Annotated in this window: 19 protein-coding genes; 4 read left to right on the forward strand and 15 right to left on the reverse strand. The window is 52.8% G+C overall.

Features of this window, described 5'->3' with window-relative positions:
• Positions 1-6: 6 nt before the first annotated feature.
• Positions 7-1,404 carry a PTS ascorbate transporter subunit IIC gene (gene ulaA, locus IB222_RS20450; protein WP_003830456.1) on the reverse strand — a complete coding sequence of 466 codons (1,398 nt, stop codon included), beginning with the start codon at positions 1,402-1,404 and terminating at the stop codon, positions 7-9.
• A 367-nt stretch (positions 1,405-1,771) separates the two neighbouring features.
• Between ulaA and ulaG the strand changes: the two genes are divergently transcribed.
• Positions 1,772-2,836, forward strand: a complete 1,065-nt coding sequence (gene ulaG, locus IB222_RS20455) for an L-ascorbate 6-phosphate lactonase (protein ID WP_003025649.1) — start codon at positions 1,772-1,774, stop codon at positions 2,834-2,836.
• A gap of 106 nt (positions 2,837-2,942) precedes the next feature.
• Positions 2,943-3,698 (forward strand): HTH-type transcriptional regulator UlaR, encoded by a 756-nt coding sequence (gene ulaR, locus IB222_RS20460; protein WP_003025646.1) that lies wholly within the window; start codon positions 2,943-2,945, stop codon positions 3,696-3,698.
• Here the strand turns inward: ulaR and yjfP are convergent.
• Positions 3,695-4,444 carry an esterase gene (gene yjfP / locus IB222_RS20465; protein WP_063941654.1) on the reverse strand — a complete coding sequence of 250 codons (750 nt, stop codon included), beginning with the start codon at positions 4,442-4,444 and terminating at the stop codon, positions 3,695-3,697. The two genes, ulaR and yjfP, sit on opposite strands and share 4 nt — an antisense overlap.
• Before the next feature lie 181 nt (positions 4,445-4,625).
• Here yjfP and bsmA point away from each other — a divergent pair, with 181 nt between their 5' ends.
• On the forward strand, positions 4,626-4,955 hold the full coding sequence (gene bsmA, locus IB222_RS20470) for a biofilm peroxide resistance protein BsmA (RefSeq protein WP_057066585.1): 330 nt from the start codon (positions 4,626-4,628) through the stop codon (positions 4,953-4,955).
• Positions 4,956-5,102: 147 nt separating this feature from the next.
• Entirely contained in the window at positions 5,103-5,378 is a 276-nt protein-coding gene (yjfN, locus tag IB222_RS20475) for a DUF1471 family protease activator YjfN (protein ID WP_003830465.1), read from the forward strand.
• An 86-nt stretch (positions 5,379-5,464) separates the two neighbouring features.
• Here the strand turns inward: yjfN and IB222_RS20480 are convergent, their stop codons facing one another.
• The 13 genes from IB222_RS20480 to amiB all read right to left on the reverse strand — a co-directional run bounded on the left by IB222_RS20480 (position 5,465) and on the right by amiB (position 21,198).
• Positions 5,465-7,087 (reverse strand): isovaleryl-CoA dehydrogenase, encoded by a 1,623-nt coding sequence (locus tag IB222_RS20480; protein ID WP_149384857.1) that lies wholly within the window; start codon positions 7,085-7,087, stop codon positions 5,465-5,467.
• A 120-nt stretch (positions 7,088-7,207) separates the two neighbouring features.
• Positions 7,208-7,939, reverse strand: a complete 732-nt coding sequence (rlmB, locus tag IB222_RS20485) for a 23S rRNA (guanosine(2251)-2'-O)-methyltransferase RlmB (protein WP_126319449.1) — start codon at positions 7,937-7,939, stop codon at positions 7,208-7,210.
• 72 nt (positions 7,940-8,011) lie between these two features.
• Positions 8,012-10,474 carry a ribonuclease R gene (gene rnr / locus IB222_RS20490; protein WP_126319451.1) on the reverse strand — a complete coding sequence of 821 codons (2,463 nt, stop codon included), beginning with the start codon at positions 10,472-10,474 and terminating at the stop codon, positions 8,012-8,014.
• A 38-nt stretch (positions 10,475-10,512) separates the two neighbouring features.
• Entirely contained in the window at positions 10,513-10,938 is a 426-nt protein-coding gene (gene nsrR / locus IB222_RS20495; protein ID WP_003830485.1) for a nitric oxide-sensing transcriptional repressor NsrR, read from the reverse strand.
• A gap of 216 nt (positions 10,939-11,154) precedes the next feature.
• Positions 11,155-12,453 (reverse strand): adenylosuccinate synthase, encoded by a 1,299-nt coding sequence (gene purA, locus IB222_RS20500; RefSeq protein WP_003025606.1) that lies wholly within the window; start codon positions 12,451-12,453, stop codon positions 11,155-11,157.
• Between the two features lie 102 nt (positions 12,454-12,555).
• Positions 12,556-12,753: a DUF2065 family protein gene (locus IB222_RS20505; protein ID WP_003025602.1), complete on the reverse strand. Its 198-nt coding sequence runs from the start codon at positions 12,751-12,753 to the stop codon at positions 12,556-12,558.
• A gap of 82 nt (positions 12,754-12,835) precedes the next feature.
• Positions 12,836-13,840 (reverse strand): protease modulator HflC, encoded by a 1,005-nt coding sequence (gene hflC / locus IB222_RS20510; RefSeq protein ID WP_003830491.1) that lies wholly within the window; start codon positions 13,838-13,840, stop codon positions 12,836-12,838.
• A gap of 2 nt (positions 13,841-13,842) precedes the next feature.
• The gene (hflK, locus tag IB222_RS20515; RefSeq protein ID WP_063941660.1) at positions 13,843-15,096 is read right to left on the reverse strand and encodes an FtsH protease activity modulator HflK; all 1,254 of its coding nucleotides are present in this window, start codon (positions 15,094-15,096) and stop codon (positions 13,843-13,845) included.
• 189 nt (positions 15,097-15,285) lie between these two features.
• Complete coding sequence (gene hflX, locus IB222_RS20520) at positions 15,286-16,566, reverse strand: ribosome rescue GTPase HflX (RefSeq protein ID WP_003830495.1); 1,281 nt, start codon at positions 16,564-16,566, stop codon at positions 15,286-15,288.
• A gap of 74 nt (positions 16,567-16,640) precedes the next feature.
• Positions 16,641-16,949 carry an RNA chaperone Hfq gene (hfq, locus tag IB222_RS20525; RefSeq protein ID WP_003025584.1) on the reverse strand — a complete coding sequence of 103 codons (309 nt, stop codon included), beginning with the start codon at positions 16,947-16,949 and terminating at the stop codon, positions 16,641-16,643.
• Between the two features lie 84 nt (positions 16,950-17,033).
• On the reverse strand, positions 17,034-17,984 hold the full coding sequence (gene miaA / locus IB222_RS20530; RefSeq protein ID WP_003830497.1) for a tRNA (adenosine(37)-N6)-dimethylallyltransferase MiaA: 951 nt from the start codon (positions 17,982-17,984) through the stop codon (positions 17,034-17,036).
• Positions 17,977-19,863: a DNA mismatch repair endonuclease MutL gene (gene mutL / locus IB222_RS20535; RefSeq protein WP_126319455.1), complete on the reverse strand. Its 1,887-nt coding sequence runs from the start codon at positions 19,861-19,863 to the stop codon at positions 17,977-17,979. Before mutL ends, miaA begins: the two co-directional genes overlap by 8 nt.
• 9 nt (positions 19,864-19,872) lie before the next feature.
• The gene (gene amiB / locus IB222_RS20540; protein WP_048227207.1) at positions 19,873-21,198 is read right to left on the reverse strand and encodes an N-acetylmuramoyl-L-alanine amidase AmiB; all 1,326 of its coding nucleotides are present in this window, start codon (positions 21,196-21,198) and stop codon (positions 19,873-19,875) included.
• Positions 21,199-21,201: the final 3 nt, after the last annotated feature.

Raw genomic sequence — 21,201 nt, forward strand, 5'->3', positions numbered from 1 at the left:
TCCTTATTAAGCAGAGTGTTCTGCCAGTTGTTTTTCTGCGTCTTCCTCAGCGCGCAACGTGCGTCCTGCGAAAAACATATAAGCCAGTGCAATCAGAATAATGACGGCCATAAACACAATGCCGATGGAGGCAAAGCCTTGCATCATCGGCGGTGCCAGAATTGACCAGTCCGCCATGCCCATCCAGGCGCTCATACCGGTGAGTTTCACCGCCCAAACGCAGCCGAAGATTTCGATCATCCCCATCACCAGGCAAATCTTGAGCGCCGCGCGCCAGCCGCCAAAGTGGTTAGCAAATACGCCAATGGTGGCGTTCGAGAAGAACATCGGGATAAAGCCAGGGATAATCAGAATGGAAGAGCCGCAGGCAACCAGAATACCTACCGCAATCAGTTGGCCGATGGTGCCCCACATAAAGCCCCAGACCACCGCGTTGGGGGCAAAGCTGTAAATGGCTGCGCAGTCGATAGCCAACACCGCGCCGGGGATCAGACGTTGAGAGATACCGTTGAACGCCTCTGAAAGTTCAGCAACGAACATACGTACACCCTGGGTGATGATGAAGATAGCGACAGCAAACGAAAAACCGGTTTGCAGGATATACACCGTCCAGTGGGTTTTACCCGCCATCGCCTGAACCACATCAATGCCGAAAGAGAGCAGGATCGCCCCGAAAAAGATGGTCATCACAATCGCGGTGGAAACGATGTTGTCATGGAAGATATTCAGCCAGCCTGGCAGCTTGAGATCTTCTACGCTCTCCTCTTTCTTACCCAGATACGGCGCGACTTTGTAAGCAATCCAGGAGGCGAACTGCTGCTGGTGACCGATGGAAAAACCGCAGCCATCGGTCACTTCCTGGGTCGGCTTGTACATCATATTGGAGGTAATGCCCCAGTAGAGCGACACCAGCACCGCGGTACAGATGATGGTGGTCCACATCGGATAACCAAAGATGTAGAAAGAGACAGCAATCAGCCCCGCCTGCTGGAACATGATGTGCCCAGTCAGCATGATGGTTCGAATGCCGGTAATACGCCGTAGCAGTACGTAACAAATGTTCAGCGCCAGCGCCAACAGTACGGCGTACCCTACCCAACTGTAGGCATCACCCATTCGTTCGATGGTTGCCATCATGGAGGCATAGGTATCGGAGATCGCGCCATTGATACCGTAAACCTCAGACATCTTCGCCACCACCGGTTTAAACGTGCTGGTCAGAATGCCCGACCCTGCCTGCAATAACATAAAACCGATAATCGTTTTGATCGTGCCTTTGATAATGACGCTGACACTTTTACGCAACAGGATGTAGCCGAGGCAGGTCACAATACCCAACAGCAACGGTGCATTGGTCATGACCTGATTAAAAAAGACGGTAAAGATGTTGTAGAGGATCTCCATAACGATCTCCAGTAGACGAAGTTGCTGAACATTCATTACAGATGCCCAGGATGTTGTGCCCTCACTCTAATTTTCAAAAGTAATCACAACAAGATTGAATTTGATTAAATGTGATGAAGTACGCAAATAATTCTCTTACTTGCAGAGTGGATTTACTTCAAATTCATACTCGTCAAAATAAATTCATTTAAAACAATAAAATACAAAAATACATTTCATATAAACCATCTTGTCACGTTGTAATTTGTTCACATTTTCCCATTCAACACCAAAAATCAGCGCATTGCCTTCTTGAGAAAATGATGTCAGTATCAATCAAAACAAATCATAATTTGATTCAACTTGAAAAAACATGAAGGTAATTGCGATGAGTAAAGTAAAAAGCATCACGCGTGAATCATGGATTCTGAGCACATTCCCGGAGTGGGGAAGCTGGCTCAATGAAGAGATCGAGCAGGAACAGGTCGCACCTGGCACTTTCGCTATGTGGTGGCTTGGCTGTACCGGTATTTGGCTAAAGTCTGAAGGCGGAACTAACGTCTGCGTCGATTTCTGGTGCGGTACGGGTAAACAGAGTCACGGTAACCCGCTGATGAAAACCGGTCACCAGATGCAACGCATGGCGGGCGTGAAGAAGCTGCAGCCAAACCTGCGCACCACGCCGTTTGTTCTTGATCCGTTTGCCATTCGTCAGATCGATGCGGTGCTGGCCACGCACGATCATAACGATCACATCGACGTAAATGTTGCGGCAGCCGTCATGCAGAACTGTGCCGATGACGTGCCGTTTATTGGACCGCAGACTTGTGTGGATCTGTGGATCGGTTGGGGTGTACCAAAAGAGCGCTGCATCGTGGTAAAACCTGGCGATGTGGTGAAAGTGAAAGATATTGAAATTCATGCGCTTGATGCGTTTGATCGTACGGCATTGATCACGCTTCCTGCCGATCAAAAAGCGGCAGGCGTGCTGCCGGATGGTATGGATGCCCGCGCCGTAAACTATCTGTTCAAAACGCCGGGCGGTACGCTTTATCACAGCGGTGATTCACACTACTCCAACTACTATGCAAAGCATGGCAATGAGCACCAGATCGACGTCGCGCTCGGATCCTACGGCGAGAACCCACGGGGTATTACGGACAAAATGACCAGTTCCGACATGCTGCGTATGGCGGAGGCCCTGAATACAAAAGTGGTGATCCCTTTCCATCACGATATCTGGTCAAACTTCCAGGCCGATCCTCAGGAGATCCGCGTACTTTGGGAGATGAAAAAAGATCGGCTGAAGTATGGCTTTAAGCCTTTTATCTGGCAGGTGGGTGGCAAGTTCACCTGGCCGCTGGACAAAGATAACTTTGAATATCACTATCCGCGCGGCTTTGACGACTGCTTCACGATTGAACCGGATTTACCGTTTAAATCGTTCTTGTGATCCACACAAAATGCCGGGCCATCCCGGCATTTTTTCCCATTTACTTTAGTATTTCCAGGCTATTTCAAATATCATCTTTTCAAATCAATTTGTATCGGAATAGCTCATGACTGAAGCACAAAGACATCAAATACTGCTGGATATGCTGGCGCAGTTGGGCTTTGTTACCGTTGAGAACGTGATTGAGCGTCTGGGGATTTCACCCGCCACAGCACGCCGGGACATCAACAAACTCGATGAAAGCGGCAAACTCAAGAAAGTCCGCAACGGCGCAGAAGCTATTACCCAGCAGCGACCGCGCTGGACGCCAATGAATCTGCACCAGGCACAGAACCACGATGAAAAAGTTCGCATTGCCAAGGCGGCATCCCAGCTTGTGAATGCAGGTGAAAGCGTGGTGATCAACTGCGGATCGACCGCCTTTCTGCTGGGTCGCGAAATGTGCGGCAAGCCGGTGCAGATCATCACTAATTATCTGCCGCTGGCGAACTATCTGATCGACCAGGAGCATGACAGCGTGATCATCATGGGAGGGCAATATAACAAAAGCCAATCCATCACGCTTAGCCCGCAAGGCAGTGAAAATAGCCTGTATGCCGGGCACTGGATGTTCACCAGTGGCAAAGGGTTGACCGCGGACGGACTGTATAAAACGGATATGCTGACCGCGATGGCCGAGCAGAAGATGCTTAACGTGGTGGGCAAACTGGTGGTACTGGTCGATAGCAGTAAAGTCGGTGAACGTGCGGGAATGCTGTTCAGTCGCGCCGACCAAATCGACATGCTGATTACTGGCAAAAATGCAAACCCTGAGATTCTGCAACAGCTTGAAGCTCAGGGCGTGAGCATTATGCGCGTTTAAAGGTGCTGGCGGAAAAACGTCACTGTTGCGGCCAACGCTTCTGGCGTGATGCGATGTCGTACGCCCGCTTCCCACAGGCAGGTCAGATTGTTGTCCAAACCTGCCTGAATCAGCGCTTGCTGTAAGCGGAAGGTTTCAACAGCCGGTACAACATCATCATCCTGTCCATGCCACAGCAGCAACGGCCTGTCAGCGAGGCGTGGTAACTGATGCGTAACATCCCATTCGGCAAGCGGGGCGATAACGGCATCAAATTCCGCCTGCTGCTCTGGGGTCTGAACCAGTAAAGGGGGAAAAAGCGTCTGCGCAAGCCGGGTAAAATAGCCTGAACCCATCAGGCTGGCTACACATTTAACCTCAGGATGGCGCGCCATTATGCCCAATGCTGTCATTCCCCCCATCGACGCCCCACCGACGGCAAGCCGCTCATCTGAAAGCCAATTTTCCGCCTCCAGCGCCGCACGTAACGTCGTAAACTCCTGCATATTTTGCTGCAAAATATGCCAGAAGCGGCGCATTCGCACCCTGGCATCGCTTTTGAAGCGAGCGCCATGGTCGGGCGCATCTGGCATGACGACACGGAACCCGGCCTGAGCCAGCGCAACGGCAAAATAGCTGTAAACCAGGCTTGAAGAGGTAAACCCGTGATAGAAGATAACACAAGGGAGTGAACATTCGCGTTTGCCAGCCGGAACGGCGTGCAGGACAGGTATACCCGCCAACTGTCGTGTTTCAATTTCGATCATTTGTCGCCTCTTTCTTTCTGGTATGCCATGCAGCAATACTTAACGCAAGCGAATGTGTTCGGCAATGATTCATAATGTTGAGAACTGGGTTACGCTTTCGCAACATTTTCATTCGAAAATCGCGTGAGAGATAACAATTCGGGAACATTCCCCTAAAGGGAAATTAATAAGGCACTACACTATGGCTATCAGGAAACGAGATAGAGTTATGCGTCGGTTTGCCTCTTTGTTGTTGGTTATGTTTTTAAGCGCCTGTAGCGTGCTACAGGGAACGCCACAACCCGCACCGCCCGTTGCCGACCACCCGCAGGAGATCCGCCGTGACCAGAGTAATGGGTTACAGCGATTAGGGACGGTTAGCGCGCTGGTAAGAGGCTCTCCGGATGATGCGCTGGCAGAGATCCGTGCCAAAGCCGCCGCGGCTAAAGCTGATTACTACGTGGTTTTATTAGTGGATGAAACTATCGTGACAGGCCAATGGTATTCACAGGCTATTTTGTATCGTAAATAACATTGGGTTGAAATTTAGTCAGCTTTACATTGCTTTGCGCCCCTATGCGTTTACCTGTGCACAATAAACCAACAGCAGGAAGCTTGAGGTTTATTATCGCGATGGAATGCCCTGCCGTGTGTAGGGGTACGAATAATGGAGCTGACGATGAAACAATCACTTGCCTTATCCTCACTGCTGCTTTCTGCCGGACTGGTAGGTACTACGGCGCAGTCTGCCGAATTCGCCAGTGCTGACTGTGTTACTGGCCTGAACGAAATTGGCCAGATATCTGTCAGTAACATTGCAGGAAATCCGCAGGATGTAGAACGTGTTGTCGCGTTAAAAGCGGATGAACAAGGTGCCTCATGGTATCGGATCATTCAAATGTACGAAGATCAGCAGCCCGACAACTGGCGCGTACAGGCCATACTCTATGCTTAACACATTGCCGGATGGCGTAAACTTATCTGAGCTACAGTGAACTGTAGACATGATAAGACGCGAAAGCGTCGCCATCAGGCATATTATTATCGTAATCCCCCCGTTGCCCGCAGAAGCAAATCGTTCAGCACCTGCTCAGACAATCGTAGTCCCCCCCGCGTATCAAGCATAATTTGGCACCAGGCCTGCGCCACTGGTGGAGAGGCATAGCGCAACATCTGCGCTCCGCAACCAAGCAGGAAAAGCTGCTGCGTAATCTCCCGCCCCAATGCCTCGCTGGGTTTACGTAAACGCTGCTGGAGCTGACGCACCATTCGATCGTAATGTCGGTCTTGCCCTTTGACTTCCGCAAAGGCTTCACTGAGCATCTCGTATATGCCGGGTTGTTTGGTTAGTACCCGCAATACATCAAGGCACATAATGTTGCCAGAGCCTTCCCAGATACTGTTTACCGGCATTTCACGATACAAACGCGGCAGCTCGCTCTCCTCGCAATAGCCAATCCCACCCAGCACTTCCATCGCTTCTGCCACAAATGGCATACCGCTTTTGCAAACGGAGAATTTCGCCGCTGGCGTGAACAACCTGGCCCACAGCGCTTCTTTAGCATCAGCACGACGGTCCCAGGCCCGCGCCAGTCGAAACAGTAACGCCGTTTGACCTTCCAGTTGGAGCGCCATCCGACCTAACACTTGACGCATCATCGGCTGTTCAATCAATGGCTTGCCAAAAACTTGCCGCTGGTGCGCATGGTAAATCGCGACGGAAAAAGCACGTCGCATCATACCGTGACTGCCGAGCGCACAGTCAAAACGCGTCATCCCCCCCATTTTCAGGATATGGCGTATACCTTCCCCTTCTTCACCCAATAGCCAGCCAATCGCTTCATGGAATTCAACCTCGCAGCTGGCGTTGGAGCGGTTGCCTAACTTATCTTTCAATCGCTCAAGACGGATAGCATTACGCTGCCCGTCAGGTAAAAATCGCGGCACAAAAAAGCAGGATAATCCTCCCTTAGCCTGGGCCAGCACTAAATGGGCATCGCTTTGCGGCACGGAGAAAAACCACTTATGTCCCACCAGCCGATACGAGCCGTCAGCAAGACGTTCTGCCTGAGTGGTATTGCTCAGCACATCTGAACCACCCTGCTTCTCGGTCATGCCCATGCCGATAAGCAGCCCACGCTTTTGCCCTCCGGGCAGTAAATGCGAGTCATAACGGTCGCTTAGCAGCGGCGTAAGCCAGTCGTGAAAGGGGGCGGGTAACATTTGAAGTAACAGCGGCGTGGCGGCAAAAGTCATGGTCACCGGACACAACGTGCCAGCTTCAACCTGCGCATGCAGCATGAAACGCGAGGCCCGTGCAACAAATGTTCCCTGCCTCGCATCTTCTTCCCAGGCCAGATTATGTACGCGGTTGGCGCACAATCCCTGCATCAGCAAATGCCAGGCTGGATGAAAACGCACATCATCCAGCCGCTGCCCCTGCGGGTCGTAGCGCAACAGTTCAGGTGGAAAAGCATTGGCCAGACGACCCAGTTCGAGCGACTCGGCAGTCCCTAGCTGCTGACCAATACTGGCGAGAAGATCGCTGTCCCAACCAGCGCCTTCGCGGATAACCGCTTCGCACAGCGCGCCATCGGACAAATATAAGTTACTGTTATTGAGCGGTACAGGTTGGTTAAAAACGGTATGCGTTTGCCAGTGCATTGTGTCTCCCTCCTTCAATGGCCGTCGCTTTAAGTATGGTCAGCCAGACAAGAGAGTGCCTGGGATTCAGGTCACAAAAAAGCCATCCCGAGGGATGGCTTAAGAGACATAGAGAATAAATTAGCCGCGCTGGCGGACGGCTTCAAACAGGCAGATACCCGTCGCAACTGAAACGTTCAATGACGAAACGCTCCCTGCCATCGGGATGCTGATCAGTTCGTCACAGTGTTCGCGGGTCAGACGGCGCATACCTTCACCCTCTGCGCCCATCACCAGCGCCAGACGACCGGTCATTTTGCTCTGATAGAGAGTATGGTCGGCTTCACCTGCGGTTCCGACGATCCAGATATTCTCTTCCTGCAGCATACGCATGGTGCGCGCCAGGTTGGTCACGCGGATCAGCGGTACGCTTTCTGCCGCACCACAGGCCACTTTTTTCGCCGTCGCATTCAACTGTGCGGAACGATCCTTCGGTACGATTACAGCATGTACGCCAGCGGCATCGGCGCTACGCAGGCATGCGCCCAGGTTATGCGGATCGGTGACGCCATCGAGGATCAATAAGAACGGCTGATCGAGCGTAGCAATCAGATCCGGCAGATCGTTTTCCTGATACTGACGGCCCGGCTTCACGCGAGCAATAATCCCCTGATGTACCGCACCCTCGCTTTTCTCATCCAGAAACTGACGGTTAGCCAGTTGAATGACAACACCCTGTGCTTCCAGTGCGTGGATCAGTGGCAGCAGGCGTTTATCTTCACGACCTTTGAGAATAAAGACGTCCTGGAAGCGCTCAGGCGCACGTTCCAGCAGGGCCTGCACCGCATGGATGCCGTAAATCATTTCACTCATGAATGTACTCGTTAATAGTTTATGCGTAACGCCAGGCAACGCGAAGGTTGCCCGACTTACAGTCTATGGCTGTTATTGTGCGACTTTCTTTTTCGCCGCACGTTTAGCTTTAGTGGCGGCAGCAATTTTAAGCGTTTTTGCCGAGGGCTTTTTCGCTTTTTTATCGCCTTTCTTCTCAGCCGCATTCTTTTCCGCCTGAGGTTTGGCTCTGCCTTTCTTCTCGCCGCGGAAAGCGCTGTCCGGCTCGAAATTCACCTTTTTGCCCATCTGACGACGTTTACCGGTATTTTTACCCGCATCGCCTTTTTTGGCTTTTTCGCGGGCGGTTTTACCTTCATTACGCGGCGCACGTTCGCTGGAGATCAAGCTGAAGTCGATCTTACGCTCGTCCATGTTGACTGCTTCCACGCGAACTTCCACGCGATCGCCCAGGCGATACATCTGGCCGCTGGATTCCCCCGTCAGGCGCTGCCCAACCTGGTCGAAACGATAGTAGTCGTTATCCAGAGAGGAGACATGCACCAGACCATCGATAAACAGTTCATCGAGACGGACAAAGAAACCAAATCCGGTCACGCTGGCAATCACGCCTTTGAAGACATTACCCACCTGGTCCAGCATGAAGTCGCACTTCAGCCAGTCAGAGACATCGCGCGTGGCTTCATCAGCACGGCGCTCGGCCATCGAACAGTGCTGACCCAGTTGCAGCATCTCTTCCATCGAATAATGGTAGCCACCGGTTTCCGTGGTGTTGCCCTTATGGCCCTGCTCCTGCGCCAGCAGATACTTAATCGCCCGGTGCAAGGAGAGATCCGGGTAACGACGGATCGGTGAAGTAAAGTGCGCATAAGATTGCAACGCCAGGCCAAAGTGACCACGGTTTTCCGGATCGTAAATCGCCTGCTTCATCGAACGCAGCAGCATGGTTTGCAGCATTTCTGCGTCAGGACGGTCAGCAATCGACTCCAGCAGTTCAGCGTAATCACGCGGCTCAGGTTTGTTGCCACCAGGCAGCTCCAGCCCCAGCTCTGCCAGGACGGAACGGAACGAGTTAATCGCTTCGGTCGTCGGCTTATCGTGAATACGGAACAGCGCTGGCTCTTTGGCTTTCTCAACGAATCGTGCCGCGGAGATGTTCGCCATGATCATGCACTCTTCAATCAGCTTGTGCGCGTCGTTACGCTGCGTCTGCTCGATACGCTCGATACGGCGTTCAGCATTGAAGATAAACTTCGCTTCTTCACTCTCAAACGAGATACCGCCACGCTCTTCACGGGCTTTATCCAGCACTTTGTAGAGGTTATGCAGCTCTTCAATGTGTTTAACCAGCGGTGCGTACTGCTCACGCAGCTCCTGGTCGCCCTGCAGCATGTGCCAGACCTTAGTGTAGGTCAGACGTGCGTGGGAACTCATGACCGCTTCGTAGAATTTAAAGCCGGTTAAACGGCCTTTCGACGAAATGGTCATTTCACAGACCATACACAACCTGTCCACCTGCGGGTTGAGTGAACACAATCCGTTAGACAGCACTTCCGGCAGCATCGGAACAACCTGCGACGGGAAGTAAACGGATGTGCCACGGCTACGAGCTTCCTGGTCCAGCGGAGTCGGCGGGCGAACGTAATAGCTTACGTCAGCAATCGCCACCCATAAACGCCAACCACCGCCGCGTTTCTTCTCGCAATAAACCGCATCGTCGAAGTCGCGCGCATCTTCGCCATCGATAGTCACCAGCGGCAGATCGCGCAGATCGACACGTCCTACTTTCGCCTCTTCCGGCACTTCTTCTTTCAGTCCGGCGACCTGTTTCTCAACCGCCTGAGGCCAGATATATGGGATTTCATGAGTACGCAGGGCCATATCAACGGCCATGCTGGTTCCCATGTTGTCACCCAGCACTTCAACAATTTTACCCACCGCTTTGGTGCGGCGAGTCGGGCGCTGGGTCAGCTCAACCACGACCACAAAACCCATACGAGCGCCCATTACCTCTTCCGGCGGGATCAGGATATCGAAGCTCAGGCGGCTGTCGTCTGGGACGACAAACCCAACACCAGCATCGGTGAAGTAGCGGCCGACAATCTGGCTGGTTTTCGGCACCAGTACGCGCACAATACGCGCTTCGCGGCGACCTTTACGGTCCGCGCCCAACGGCTGCGCCAGTACCTGATCGCCATGAATGCAGGTTTTCATCTGCTCGCTGGACAGATACAGGTCATCTTTGCGGCCTTCAACGCGCAGAAAGCCGTAGCCATCACGGTGGCCAATAACGGTACCTTTCAGCAGGTCGAGACGCTCCGGCAGCGCATAGCATTGACGACGGGTGAAGACCAGTTGTCCGTCACGCTCCATCGCGCGCAGGCGACGACGCAGCGCTTCTTGCTGCTCTTCACCTTCAATATTGAGTTCAGCGGCCAGCTCATCGCGGTTGGCCGGCTTTTCACGTTTAGTTAAATGTTCGAGGATAAATTCCCGGCTCGGGATAGGATTCGCGTATTTTTCTGCTTCGCGTTCCTGGAAAGGATCTTGTGACATGTCGGTTCCTCCGTCATCATCGCTGCTGGCGGGAGTCGTTACTCCACCAGCAATAATTTATAAAGCGGTTGATTCTTTTCAACCAAATCAGCAAGTGTGTAGTTGTCCAGTTCCGTGAGAAAACTTTGCACTGCTTTAGAAAGCGCCTGTTTGAGTCTACAGGCTGGGGTAATATGGCAAAACTCGCTGCTACAGTTGACCAACGATAAGGGTTCCAGCTCGCGAACCACATCACCAATACCAATATCCTTAGCGGGTTTACCCAGGCGGATACCGCCATTTTTTCCTCGAATAGCAGTAACAAAGCCCGCCCGGCTAAGTTGATTGATTATTTTGACCATATGATTACGGGACACGCCGTAGACTTCTGTCACCTCAGAAATACTGGTCATACGTCCTTCGGGAAGTGACGCCATGTAGATTAGCGCACGTAATCCGTAATCGGTGAAACTTGTTAACTGCACATCAACCTCAGGAAAAGGGATAAAACGGATAAACCTGGTAGTATTAATTACATTGATGATAAACCAGCCACCAGCCAGGTCGCTAATTTATTTCAGTTCGGGAAGGAAAAAAGCGAGGAACTTACGTGATTTTAAGCCGGATTCTGATGCAAAGCACCTTATCCGGCCTAAATTAGTGCAAGCGCAGCGCCGTTTGACGCTACGCTATAACCAGAATTATGCGTCGAACGGGTCGCGCAGGATCATGGTTTCAGTACGGTCTGGGCCAGTTGAGATAATATCAATCGGCACACCGGTCAGTTCTTCAATACGCTTGATGTAGTTCAGCGCTGCCTGCGGCAGACCGCTACGTTCCTTCACGCCGAAGGTGGATTCAGACCAACCCGGCATGGTTTCGTAAATCGGCTCGATACCTTTCCAGTCGTCAGCTGCCAGCGGAGTAGTCGTTACTTCGCGGCCATCCGGCATACGGTAAGCAACACAGATTTTCACCTCTTTCAAACCGTCCAGTACGTCCAGTTTGGTCAGGCAGAAGCCAGACAGGGAGTTAATCTGTACTGCACGGCGTACAGCAACGGAATCCAGCCAACCGGTACGACGACGACGACCGGTGGTCGCGCCATACTCGTTACCTTGTTTGCACAGGAACTCGCCAACGTCATCAAACAACTCTGTCGGGAACGGACCCGCACCTACACGAGTAGAGTAAGCTTTGATGATACCCAGAACGTAGTCCACATAACGTGGACCCAGGCCGGAGCCGGTTGCCACGCCACCTGCGGTGGTGTTGGAGGACGTTACGTACGGATAGGTACCGTGGTCGATATCCAGCAGCGTACCCTGCGCACCTTCAAACATGACGAAATCGCCACGCTTACGCGCCTGGTCCAGCAGATCGGAAACATCAACAACCATTGAGGTCAGGATGTCGGCGATAGCCATCACATCATCCAGCACTTTCTGGTAGTCAACTGCTTCAACTTTATAGAAATTCACCAGCTGGAAGTTGTGATATTCCATCACTTCTTTCAGTTTTTCAGCGAAAGTTGCTTTATCAAACAGATCGCCAACACGCAGACCGCGACGAGCTACTTTGTCTTCATAAGCTGGACCGATACCACGACCGGTAGTACCGATCGCTTTCTCGCCACGCGCTTTCTCACGAGCGTTATCCAACGCAACGTGATAATCAAGGATCAGCGGACAAGCTTCAGACAGCAGCAGGCGCTCGCGAACCGGGATACCACGATCTTCCAGTCCTTTCATTTCTTTCATCAGCGCGGACGGAGACAGAACAACACCGTTACCGATGATGCTGATTACGTTTTCGCGAAGAATGCCTGATGGAATAAGATGGAGGACGGTTTTTTCACCGTTGATTACGAGAGTATGGCCTGCGTTGTGACCACCCTGGTAGCGCACAACATATTTAGCCCGTTCAGTCAGAAGATCGACGATCTTCCCTTTACCTTCGTCACCCCATTGGGTGCCCAGTACGACGACGTTGTTACCCATTTTTCAAAATCACCGTTTGCTTAAAAATGGATTCTACCACCGCTTTTTCAGATATACAGCACTTTTTGCATGCGAAAATCCGCAAATTAGTCTACTTATTGATCAGCCAATCGTTTTCCTCAACATGTAGTAGACCACAACGCCCGCAACCACAAGACCTCCACCAAAACGACGCAAAATATTTTCGGGAAGTTGCGCCATTGCGGAGATCATTTTCTTCCATGCGCTGGGATAAAGCATCGGACCCAGCCCTTCCAGCACCAAAACCAGCGCGAGCGCCAGCAAAATTGTTGAATTCATCCATCGCCCTTATATAAAAAGAAAACCACCGCATCCCTGGAGATGCCGGTGGTTTTGCTGCTTTAAAACCGCTGGAACGCGATTAGCGTGTCGCGGTATTTGGTGTCTTCATGTAGCGGAAGAAATCGCTGTCCGGGCTCATGACCATCACGTCCTGATTCCCTTCAAAGCTCTTCTCGTAAGCACGCAGGCTACGGATGAAGGCGTAGAAGTCCGGATCCTGACTGAACGCATCGGCAAACAGCTTAGCGGCTTCTGCATCGCCTTCACCGCGCATAATACGGCCCTGACGCTCAGATTCTGCCAGCGTTTTAGTGACTTCATAGTCAGCCGTTGCACGCAGTTTTTCCGCCTCTTCCTGGCCTTGTGAACGATGGCGACGCGCTACCGCTTCACGCTCAGCGCGCATACGGTTGTAGATAGCCTCGGACACTTCAGCAGGCAGGTTGATTTGCTTAATACGCACGTCAACCACTTCGATGCCCAATGCCGCCATACTGTTCGGATTGATGACCGGTACTTTACCGTTCGTTTCAGCCTGAACACGTTCAGCCGCTTCGGCAATCGCGCTATCTGCTGCCGGAGTCGCCACTTCATCTTCCGTGCCAGCAGAACCGGAGTTCAGCGCGTCACGCACTTCCAGGGTCAGACGACCGCGGGAATCGGTAACGATGTCCTTCACGTCCAGACGACCAATTTCAGAACGCAGACGGTCAGAGAACTTACGTTTCAGCAGGACTTCCGCCTGAGAAACATCGCCACCGCCCGTTGCCAGGTAGTAACGGCTAAAGTCACTGATGCGCCACTTGATGTAGGAGTCAACGATCAGGTCTTTCTTCTCTTTGGTAACAAAGCGATCGGCCTGGTTGTCCATGGTCTGAATACGCGCATCCAGCATCTTCACAGATTCAATAAACGGAATCTTGAAGTGCAGGCCTGGTGCAACAACCAGCGGCTTGTTTTCATCGTCACGCAGAACTTTACCAAAGCGCAGAGTAATACCGCGCTCGCCTTCTTTGACCACAAAGACAGACATGAACAGAACTACCAGAACGATGATGATAATCGCAATAACTGACTTACGCATCGTTATTCCCCCTGACGCTGGTAGTCGTTACGCTGCGCATTCGCGCGGCGTTGGTCCATAATATCGCCCTGACTGGTGGACGAAGTGTTGCTTGCTCCAGTGCTGGAAGTCGTTGCTGGCGGAAGACGCAGCAGGTTTGAACTGCTGTCAGTCTTTGTTGCTGGCGCACTACCACCTTTCAGCATTTGATCCAGCGGCAGAACCATAAGATTGCTACCTTTATCGTTAACCAGGACTTTGCGGGTATTGCTCAGCACTTTTTCCATGGTTTCGATATACAGACGCTCGCGGGTAATTTGCGGTGCGGCTTTATATTCCGGCAGAATTTTTGCGAAGCGAGCCACTTCACCCTGTGCTTCCAGGATGGTCTGAGTCTTATACGCACGTGCTTCTTCCAGAATACGCTGCGCCTGACCGTTTGCACGCGGCTGAACTTCGTTGGTGTACGCTTCCGCTTCACGGATGTACTGCTGTTCGTTTTCACGTGCTGCGATAGCATCGTCAAACGCGGCTTTTACTTCTTCCGGCGGACGTGCAGCCTGGAAGTTGACGTCCAGCAGGGTGATACCCATGTTGTACGGACGGATCGTTTCTTCCAGTTCACGTTGGGTGTCGCTACGAATAACGGTACGCCCTTCGGTCAGGATACGGTCCATGGTGTATTTACCGATAACCCCACGCAGGGCGCTGTCAGTAGCCTGACGCAGACTGTCATCCGCGCTGGTTACGCTAAACAGGTAACGCTGCGGATCGGTCACGCGGTACTGTACGTTCATTTCGACGCGCACGACGTTTTCGTCAGAAGTCAGCATGACGCCGGATGCGGCAAGTTCACGCACGGCTTCAACGTTGACCGGTGTCACTTCGTCGACAAAGGTCGGTTTCCAGTTCAGACCCGGTTCAACCAAATGGCTGAATTTACCGAAGCGTGTCACCACGCCGCGTTCCGCTTCTTTAATGGTATAGAAACCGCTGGCCGCCCAGATAATGACGATAGCGGCCGCTGCGATAGTAAAGACTCGACCGCCCAGTTGCGGACGCGGGCCTTGCGATGAACTACCGCCGCCAGAGCCAGTACCTTTACCGCCACCCAGACCACCGAGCTTTTTACTCAGTTTGCGGAAGATATCGTCCAGATCGGGAGGTCCCTGCTCGCGACCACCTTTGTTTCCATTTCCCTCAGGGTTGCCGCCAGGTTTGCTGCTTCCCCAGGGGTCGCGGTCTTGTCCGTTATTACCGGGCTGATTCCACGCCATTTTTGTGCTCCATATTTGTTATGCGATGCTATACCTGCGTCTTTTGCGCTGCCGTTGCGTTGGCTGCGTCCCTCAACGCCAGTCACATAGTTGACTATGCTCCTGGAGATTTCAGGACTTGCCGCCTTCCTGCCGCACAAAATCCACAAGGTATAGAGGCGAAAAAATCTTCAGGCCATATCCGTCAGATCAGACAACATAGTCTTCCAGTGCCGGTTCTTGTTTACAGAGGCGACGCCAGTCTACGATCGGCATACGAACCTGCAGACCTACGCTGCCGTCCTCCTCCATCCACTCTTTTTCTATTGCCTGAAGTTGATAAAACCGGCTTCTCAAACGCCCTTCCTGCGGCGGCAAACGCAACGTATGCTGCGCCACCTCACCGGAAAGTCGCTCAGTCAAAGCCTGAAAAAGTTGTGGTATACCAATCCCCGTTTGCGCTGATACCCAAACGCGAATGGGTTTATTCTCTTCATCTCTGTCGATACGCGGCTCAAAGTCATCCAACATATCGATTTTATTCATCACCAGCAGGGTCGGGATCTCATGCGCATCGATCTCTTCGAGCACCGTATCGACGGCCTCAATGTTTTCCTGCACACGAAAGTCTGCTGCATCAATAACGTGCAGCAGCAATGTCGCCTGACGTGTTTCCTGCAAGGTGGCCTTAAACGCCGCCACCAGGTCGTGCGGCAAATGACGGATAAACCCAACGGTATCCGCCAGCACTGTCTCACCCACGTCCGCAACGTCTATTCTGCGTAGCGTCGGGTCCAGGGTCGCAAACAGCTGATCCGCTGCGTAGACCTGGGCTTCGGTGATCTGGTTGAACAGGGTGGATTTTCCGGCGTTGGTATATCCCACCAGTGATACGGTTGGGACATCCGCTTTCTTGCGCGACTGTCGCCCCTGCTCACGTTGCTTTTCAACTTTTTCCAGGCGCGACTGTATCTGCAAAATGCGATTACGCAGCAAACGACGGTCGGTTTCGAGCTGGGTTTCACCCGGGCCGCGCAAACCAATCCCGCCCTTTTGCCGTTCAAGGTGAGTCCAGCCACGGACCAGACGCGTAGCCATATGGCGCAACTGCGCCAGCTCAACCTGCAACTTACCCTCATGGGTTCGCGCACGCTGGGCAAAAATATCTAAAATGAGACCAGTCCTGTCGATAACAAGACACTGGCACAACTGTTCCAGGTTACGTTCCTGGGCAGGGCTTAGAGCATGATCAAAAATCACCACCGCAGCGCCAGTCGCTTTTACGGCTTCGGCAATTTCGATTGCCTTACCTTCACCAACAAAATACTTCGGGTGCGGTGCTTTACGGCTCCCGGTAATCACCTGCATTGCTTCGACACCGGCGGAAGAAACCAGAGATTCAAACTCCTGGAGGTCTTCCATATCTTTGTCTTGCGAAAAATAGATGTGTACCAGTACCGCCTGCTCACCGGCATCATAACGGTCAAACAAGCGTCAACCCCTTAATATAAATCAACGGGGAACGCAGGATCGCTGGCTCCCCGTATGTAAAACAGCTAATAACCTTATTCGGTTTCTTCGCTGTCCTGTTGCGCAGATGAACCTTGCGCGTTGCTACCGTGATGGTAGTTGCTGCCTGTGCCGCCGGTGGCATTATTGCTGTGATGAGAAACCGGACGAGACGGGACAACAGTAGAAATCGCGTGCTTATAAACCATCTGGCTGACCGTGTTTTTCAACAGGATCACGAACTGATCAAAAGACTCGATTTGACCTTGCAGCTTAATACCATTCACCAAATAAATAGAAACTGGAACACGTTCCCGACGCAGTGCGTTCAGGAACGGATCTTGTAAAGATTGCCCCTTAGCCATTCTCTCTTTTCCTTATATGCTTATTTGTACTTTGAACCTTTCGATTCTGAAAAATTGCGCACGATACGTTTCAATTGTACACATTCAGTTCGCGATAGCACCAACAACCTGTAATACTTCGTTTCGCGCCTGGTCAGGCTTTTCACTGTCAAGCCAGTGCACCCCTTCCCAACCACGCAACCAGGTTACCTGTCGCTTCGCCAACTGCCTCGTGGCGCAAACACCTCTATAAACCATTTCATCGTATGAAATTTCACCTTCAATGTATGACCACATCTGGCGATACCCTACACAACGAATGGAAGGCAAATCCGTATGCAAATCTCCACGGGCAAAAAGCGCCCGGACTTCTGCTTCAAAACCTGAAGCTAACATCTGATGAAAACGCTGCTCAATTCGCTGATGGAGCAGTTCACGGCTCGCCGGGGCGATTGCAAACTGATGCACCTGATACGGCAAAGCATCTCCTGACGTTTGCGTCAGCTCCGTTAAAGTTTTACCCGAAATGAAAAAAACTTCCAGTGCCCGGGAAAGTCTTTGCGGATCATTTGGATGAATACGCGCCGCAGCCACGGGATCGATGTCCTGAAGCTGTCGGTGTAACGCGTCCCAACCCTGCTCTGCCGCCTGCTGCTCAATTCTGGCCCTGACTTCCGGGTCCGCCGACGGTAACGGCGACAGTCCTTCAAGCAAGGCTTTGAAATATAACATTGTGCCGCCCACCAGCAACGGGATACGCCCCGCGGCGGTGATGTCGGCCATCTCGACTAACGCATCGCGACGAAAATCCGCAGCGGAGTACGCTTGCGACGGATCGCGGATATCCAACAATCGGTGCGGCGCGGCCTGTAATTCAGCTGCATCAGGCTTGGCTGTACCGATATCCATCCCCTTGTAAATAAGGGCGGAATCAACGCTTATCAACTCTATAGGCAAAACTTTACGCAATTCAATTGCTAATGCCGTTTTACCGGAGGCCGTTGGCCCCATCAAAAAAATCGCCTTTGGCAGGCTCGCCTTACGGGTATCACTCATGTTTCAGGGCATTCATTACCGAATGTAAATCAACAGGTTGTAACAGACCACCCGGCGGTGCCTTCACGAGTTGTGGGCAGAGCCGCTCAACATCCGCTAACAGCGTAATCGCCTGTGCCATGCTCCACTGTGGATGCTCGCTCATCAGGTTACGTGCGATCCACTGTGCAATATTGCCCGGCTCGAATACGGATTGCTGCGCCAGGTAGCCTATCAGTTCAGGAATCAAGATTTGTAAATTTTGTTGGCGTAAGGGTAAAGGCACAGCCCGGATGGTCACATGCTGCGCATCCAGCTGAAATTCAATGCCCAACTCAGCCAGTTGGCTCTGTCCTTTTTGCAGTGCCGCTTTTTCATCGGCGGTCACTTTTAGACGTAAAGGGATCAGTAACGGTTGAGCACAAACCGTTCCCTGACCCGGCGTTAACTGCGCCTGACGCAGCCAACGCTCAGCCACCGGCAATGCCAACAACTGAATATGGCCATCGCACTCGAGTAACGCGCAGTCTGCACCAACAATCGTTAGCACCCGGCCAAAGCCCTGACTACTGCCAGTCAGAGGCGTCGATGACGTTTCAGAGACCGGCGTTTTCCGCGTTGGAGCCGGCGTCTGCATCAGTTGCTGATAGATTTCGCCCTGCTGCTTTTGGTATCCGGGTTGAGCATGAGGCCAACTGGCTCCCGCCTGACGGCCACCGCCACTACTACTGCCACCGCTACTGCCACTTCCAGCACCAGCGGATGCTGAGTACCGCGGTGTCGCAGGTTCACGCGCGGGAGCAGGCTCGGCAAAATGGTTGCGTCCAGCAGCTACGCGGTTTTCCGGGATGTGCCTTGGGGCGGGTTCGTCGTTATCAGCCAACGGCAGCGGCGTTTCAAGCTGCTGTTGCAGGACGCTCAACACGCCCTGGTAAATAAAATCGTGCACCAGGCGGGATTGATGGAAACGGACCTCATGTTTAGCTGGGTGTACGTTGACATCCACTTGATGCGGATCGATTTCCAGATACAGCACAAATGCGGGCTGTTGATCGGCTCCCAGCTTATCTTCACAAGCCTGGCGGATAGCATGGTTGATCAGCCGGTCACGCATCATCCGACCATTCACATAGCAGTACTGGATTTCTGCCAGAGCTGCCGTTGTGTGGTTAGGATCGGCCACCCAGCCACGCAATGTTAAATCGCCATGCTGCCATTCGATCGCCAGCGCATGCTCCAGAAATGGCGTGCCGCAAATCGCGCCCAGCCGGCGCTCTTTCTGCCCATCCGCGGCCACTGCCCGGTACTGTCGCACCACTTTGCCGTTGTGCGATAAATTTATCGTCACATCAAAACGTGCCAGCGCAATGCGGCGAATAATCTCGTCGATATGATTAAATTCGGTTTTCTCGGTGCGCATAAATTTGCGCCGCGCCGGGGTGTTGTAGAACAGATCTAGCACCTCCAGCGTGGTTCCCACCGGATGCGCAGCGGGTTTAACTGTGACATCCATGTCACGCCCTTCGGCATACGCCTGCCAGGCTTCGGGTTGTTCTTGCGTACGCGACGTCAGGGTTAAGCGAGACACGGAGCTGATACTGGCCAGCGCTTCGCCGCGAAATCCGAGGCTCACGATGGCTTCAAGATCGTCAAGCGAGGCTATTTTACTGGTGGCATGACGCGCCAACGCCAACGCCAGCTCGTCTTTTTTAATCCCACAGCCGTTGTCACGAATACGGATAAGCTTCGCGCCGCCGCGCTCAATATCGATATCAATGCGCGTCGCACCGGCATCAATGCTGTTTTCCACCAGCTCTTTCACCACTGACGCAGGCCGCTCTACCACCTCGCCTGCGGCAATCTGGTTCGCCAGCTGTGGCGGTAGAACCTGAATCGGCATGGCTAATCCTTAATTTGTTAACGTGTTACCCGGCGATATGGCGCTGGCGGTTTGCGCCGGTGCGCCCTGCGGCCCGGTTTGCATCGGGTGCGCCTGGAAATAGTTACGCAATCCTTTGTAAATCGCCTCAGCCAGCTGCTGCTGGTAATCATCGCTCGCCAGCAGACGTTCTTCGCTGTTGTTACTGATAAAGCCGGTTTCAACCAGCACTGACGGGATATCAGGCGAACGCAGTACGCCGAGGCTAGCGTGTTCTGGACGACGCTTATGCATCGAACCAATACGTTCTAACTGGCCGATCATGCTGGTCGCCACATCATACCCGACGCGCTGCGAATGACCGAACTGCAGATCCAGTACAGCCTGGCTGAGATAAGGATCGGACTGGCTGTTTGCCAGCACATCGCCCGCGCCGCCCAACAGCTCCGATTGCTTCTCGTGCTGTTCCAGCCAGCCGGCCATCTCACTGTTCGCCCGACGGTTTGACAGCACCCAAACGGAAGCACCTGTGGCATCACGGTTTGGTGCGGCATCCGCGTGAATAGAAACCAGGAAATTGGCGTTTTGTTTACGCGCGACGTCTGAACGCCCCATCACCGAGATAAAGTAATCACCATCACGAGTGAGGACGCCTTTAAACATCGGGTCATCATTGAGCAAACTGCGCAGCTTGCGCGCCACGGCAATCGTGACGTTTTTCTCACGCGTGCCGCCAGGACCAATAGCACCAGGATCCTGTCCACCGTGTCCGGCATCAATGGCAATCACCACTTTATCGCCGTTGCTGGAACTGGCGCGCGCCGCAGGGCGCGTAGAGGTATTGCTGTTAGTCACAGCCGTAGTGCGATCGTTTTCTGCTTTAAACGGATTGCGCGCTGGCTCGACAGGACGTGGGGCAACAATCGGCGCTTCAACACGCTTTGCAACCACGGGAGGTGGAGGCGGTGGCGCATCAGCGTTGATGGTAAACACGACGGTATAATTGCCGCCGTTCTGGCGTTTTACTGCTTCGGCTTTACCGTTCTCGGTTAAATCCACCACCAGTCGCAGAGACTGCGCATCTTTTGGCGTGCCGGAACGGATAGATTTCACCAGATTATTGCCGCTAAACAGCAGCGGTAATCCCTGAATCACTCCGGTTTGTTTAATATCCAGCGCGACGGTTCGTTTCCCGTCCTGCGAAACGGCATATTCAGGATCGCCAATAAAGCTCAGCGTAATCCGCGCCTGCTGATCGCCATTAGATACCTGAAGATCGGAGAGGCTGGCGGCCCCTGCCTGCGCGCACAGCAGGACCAGGGTTGCCATCAACCAGTTTCTGATGCGATAAATCATCCC

This window comes from Citrobacter sp. C13, from assembly GCF_014596815.2.
GTDB classification, from domain to species: Bacteria; Pseudomonadota; Gammaproteobacteria; order Enterobacterales; family Enterobacteriaceae; genus Citrobacter; species Citrobacter portucalensis.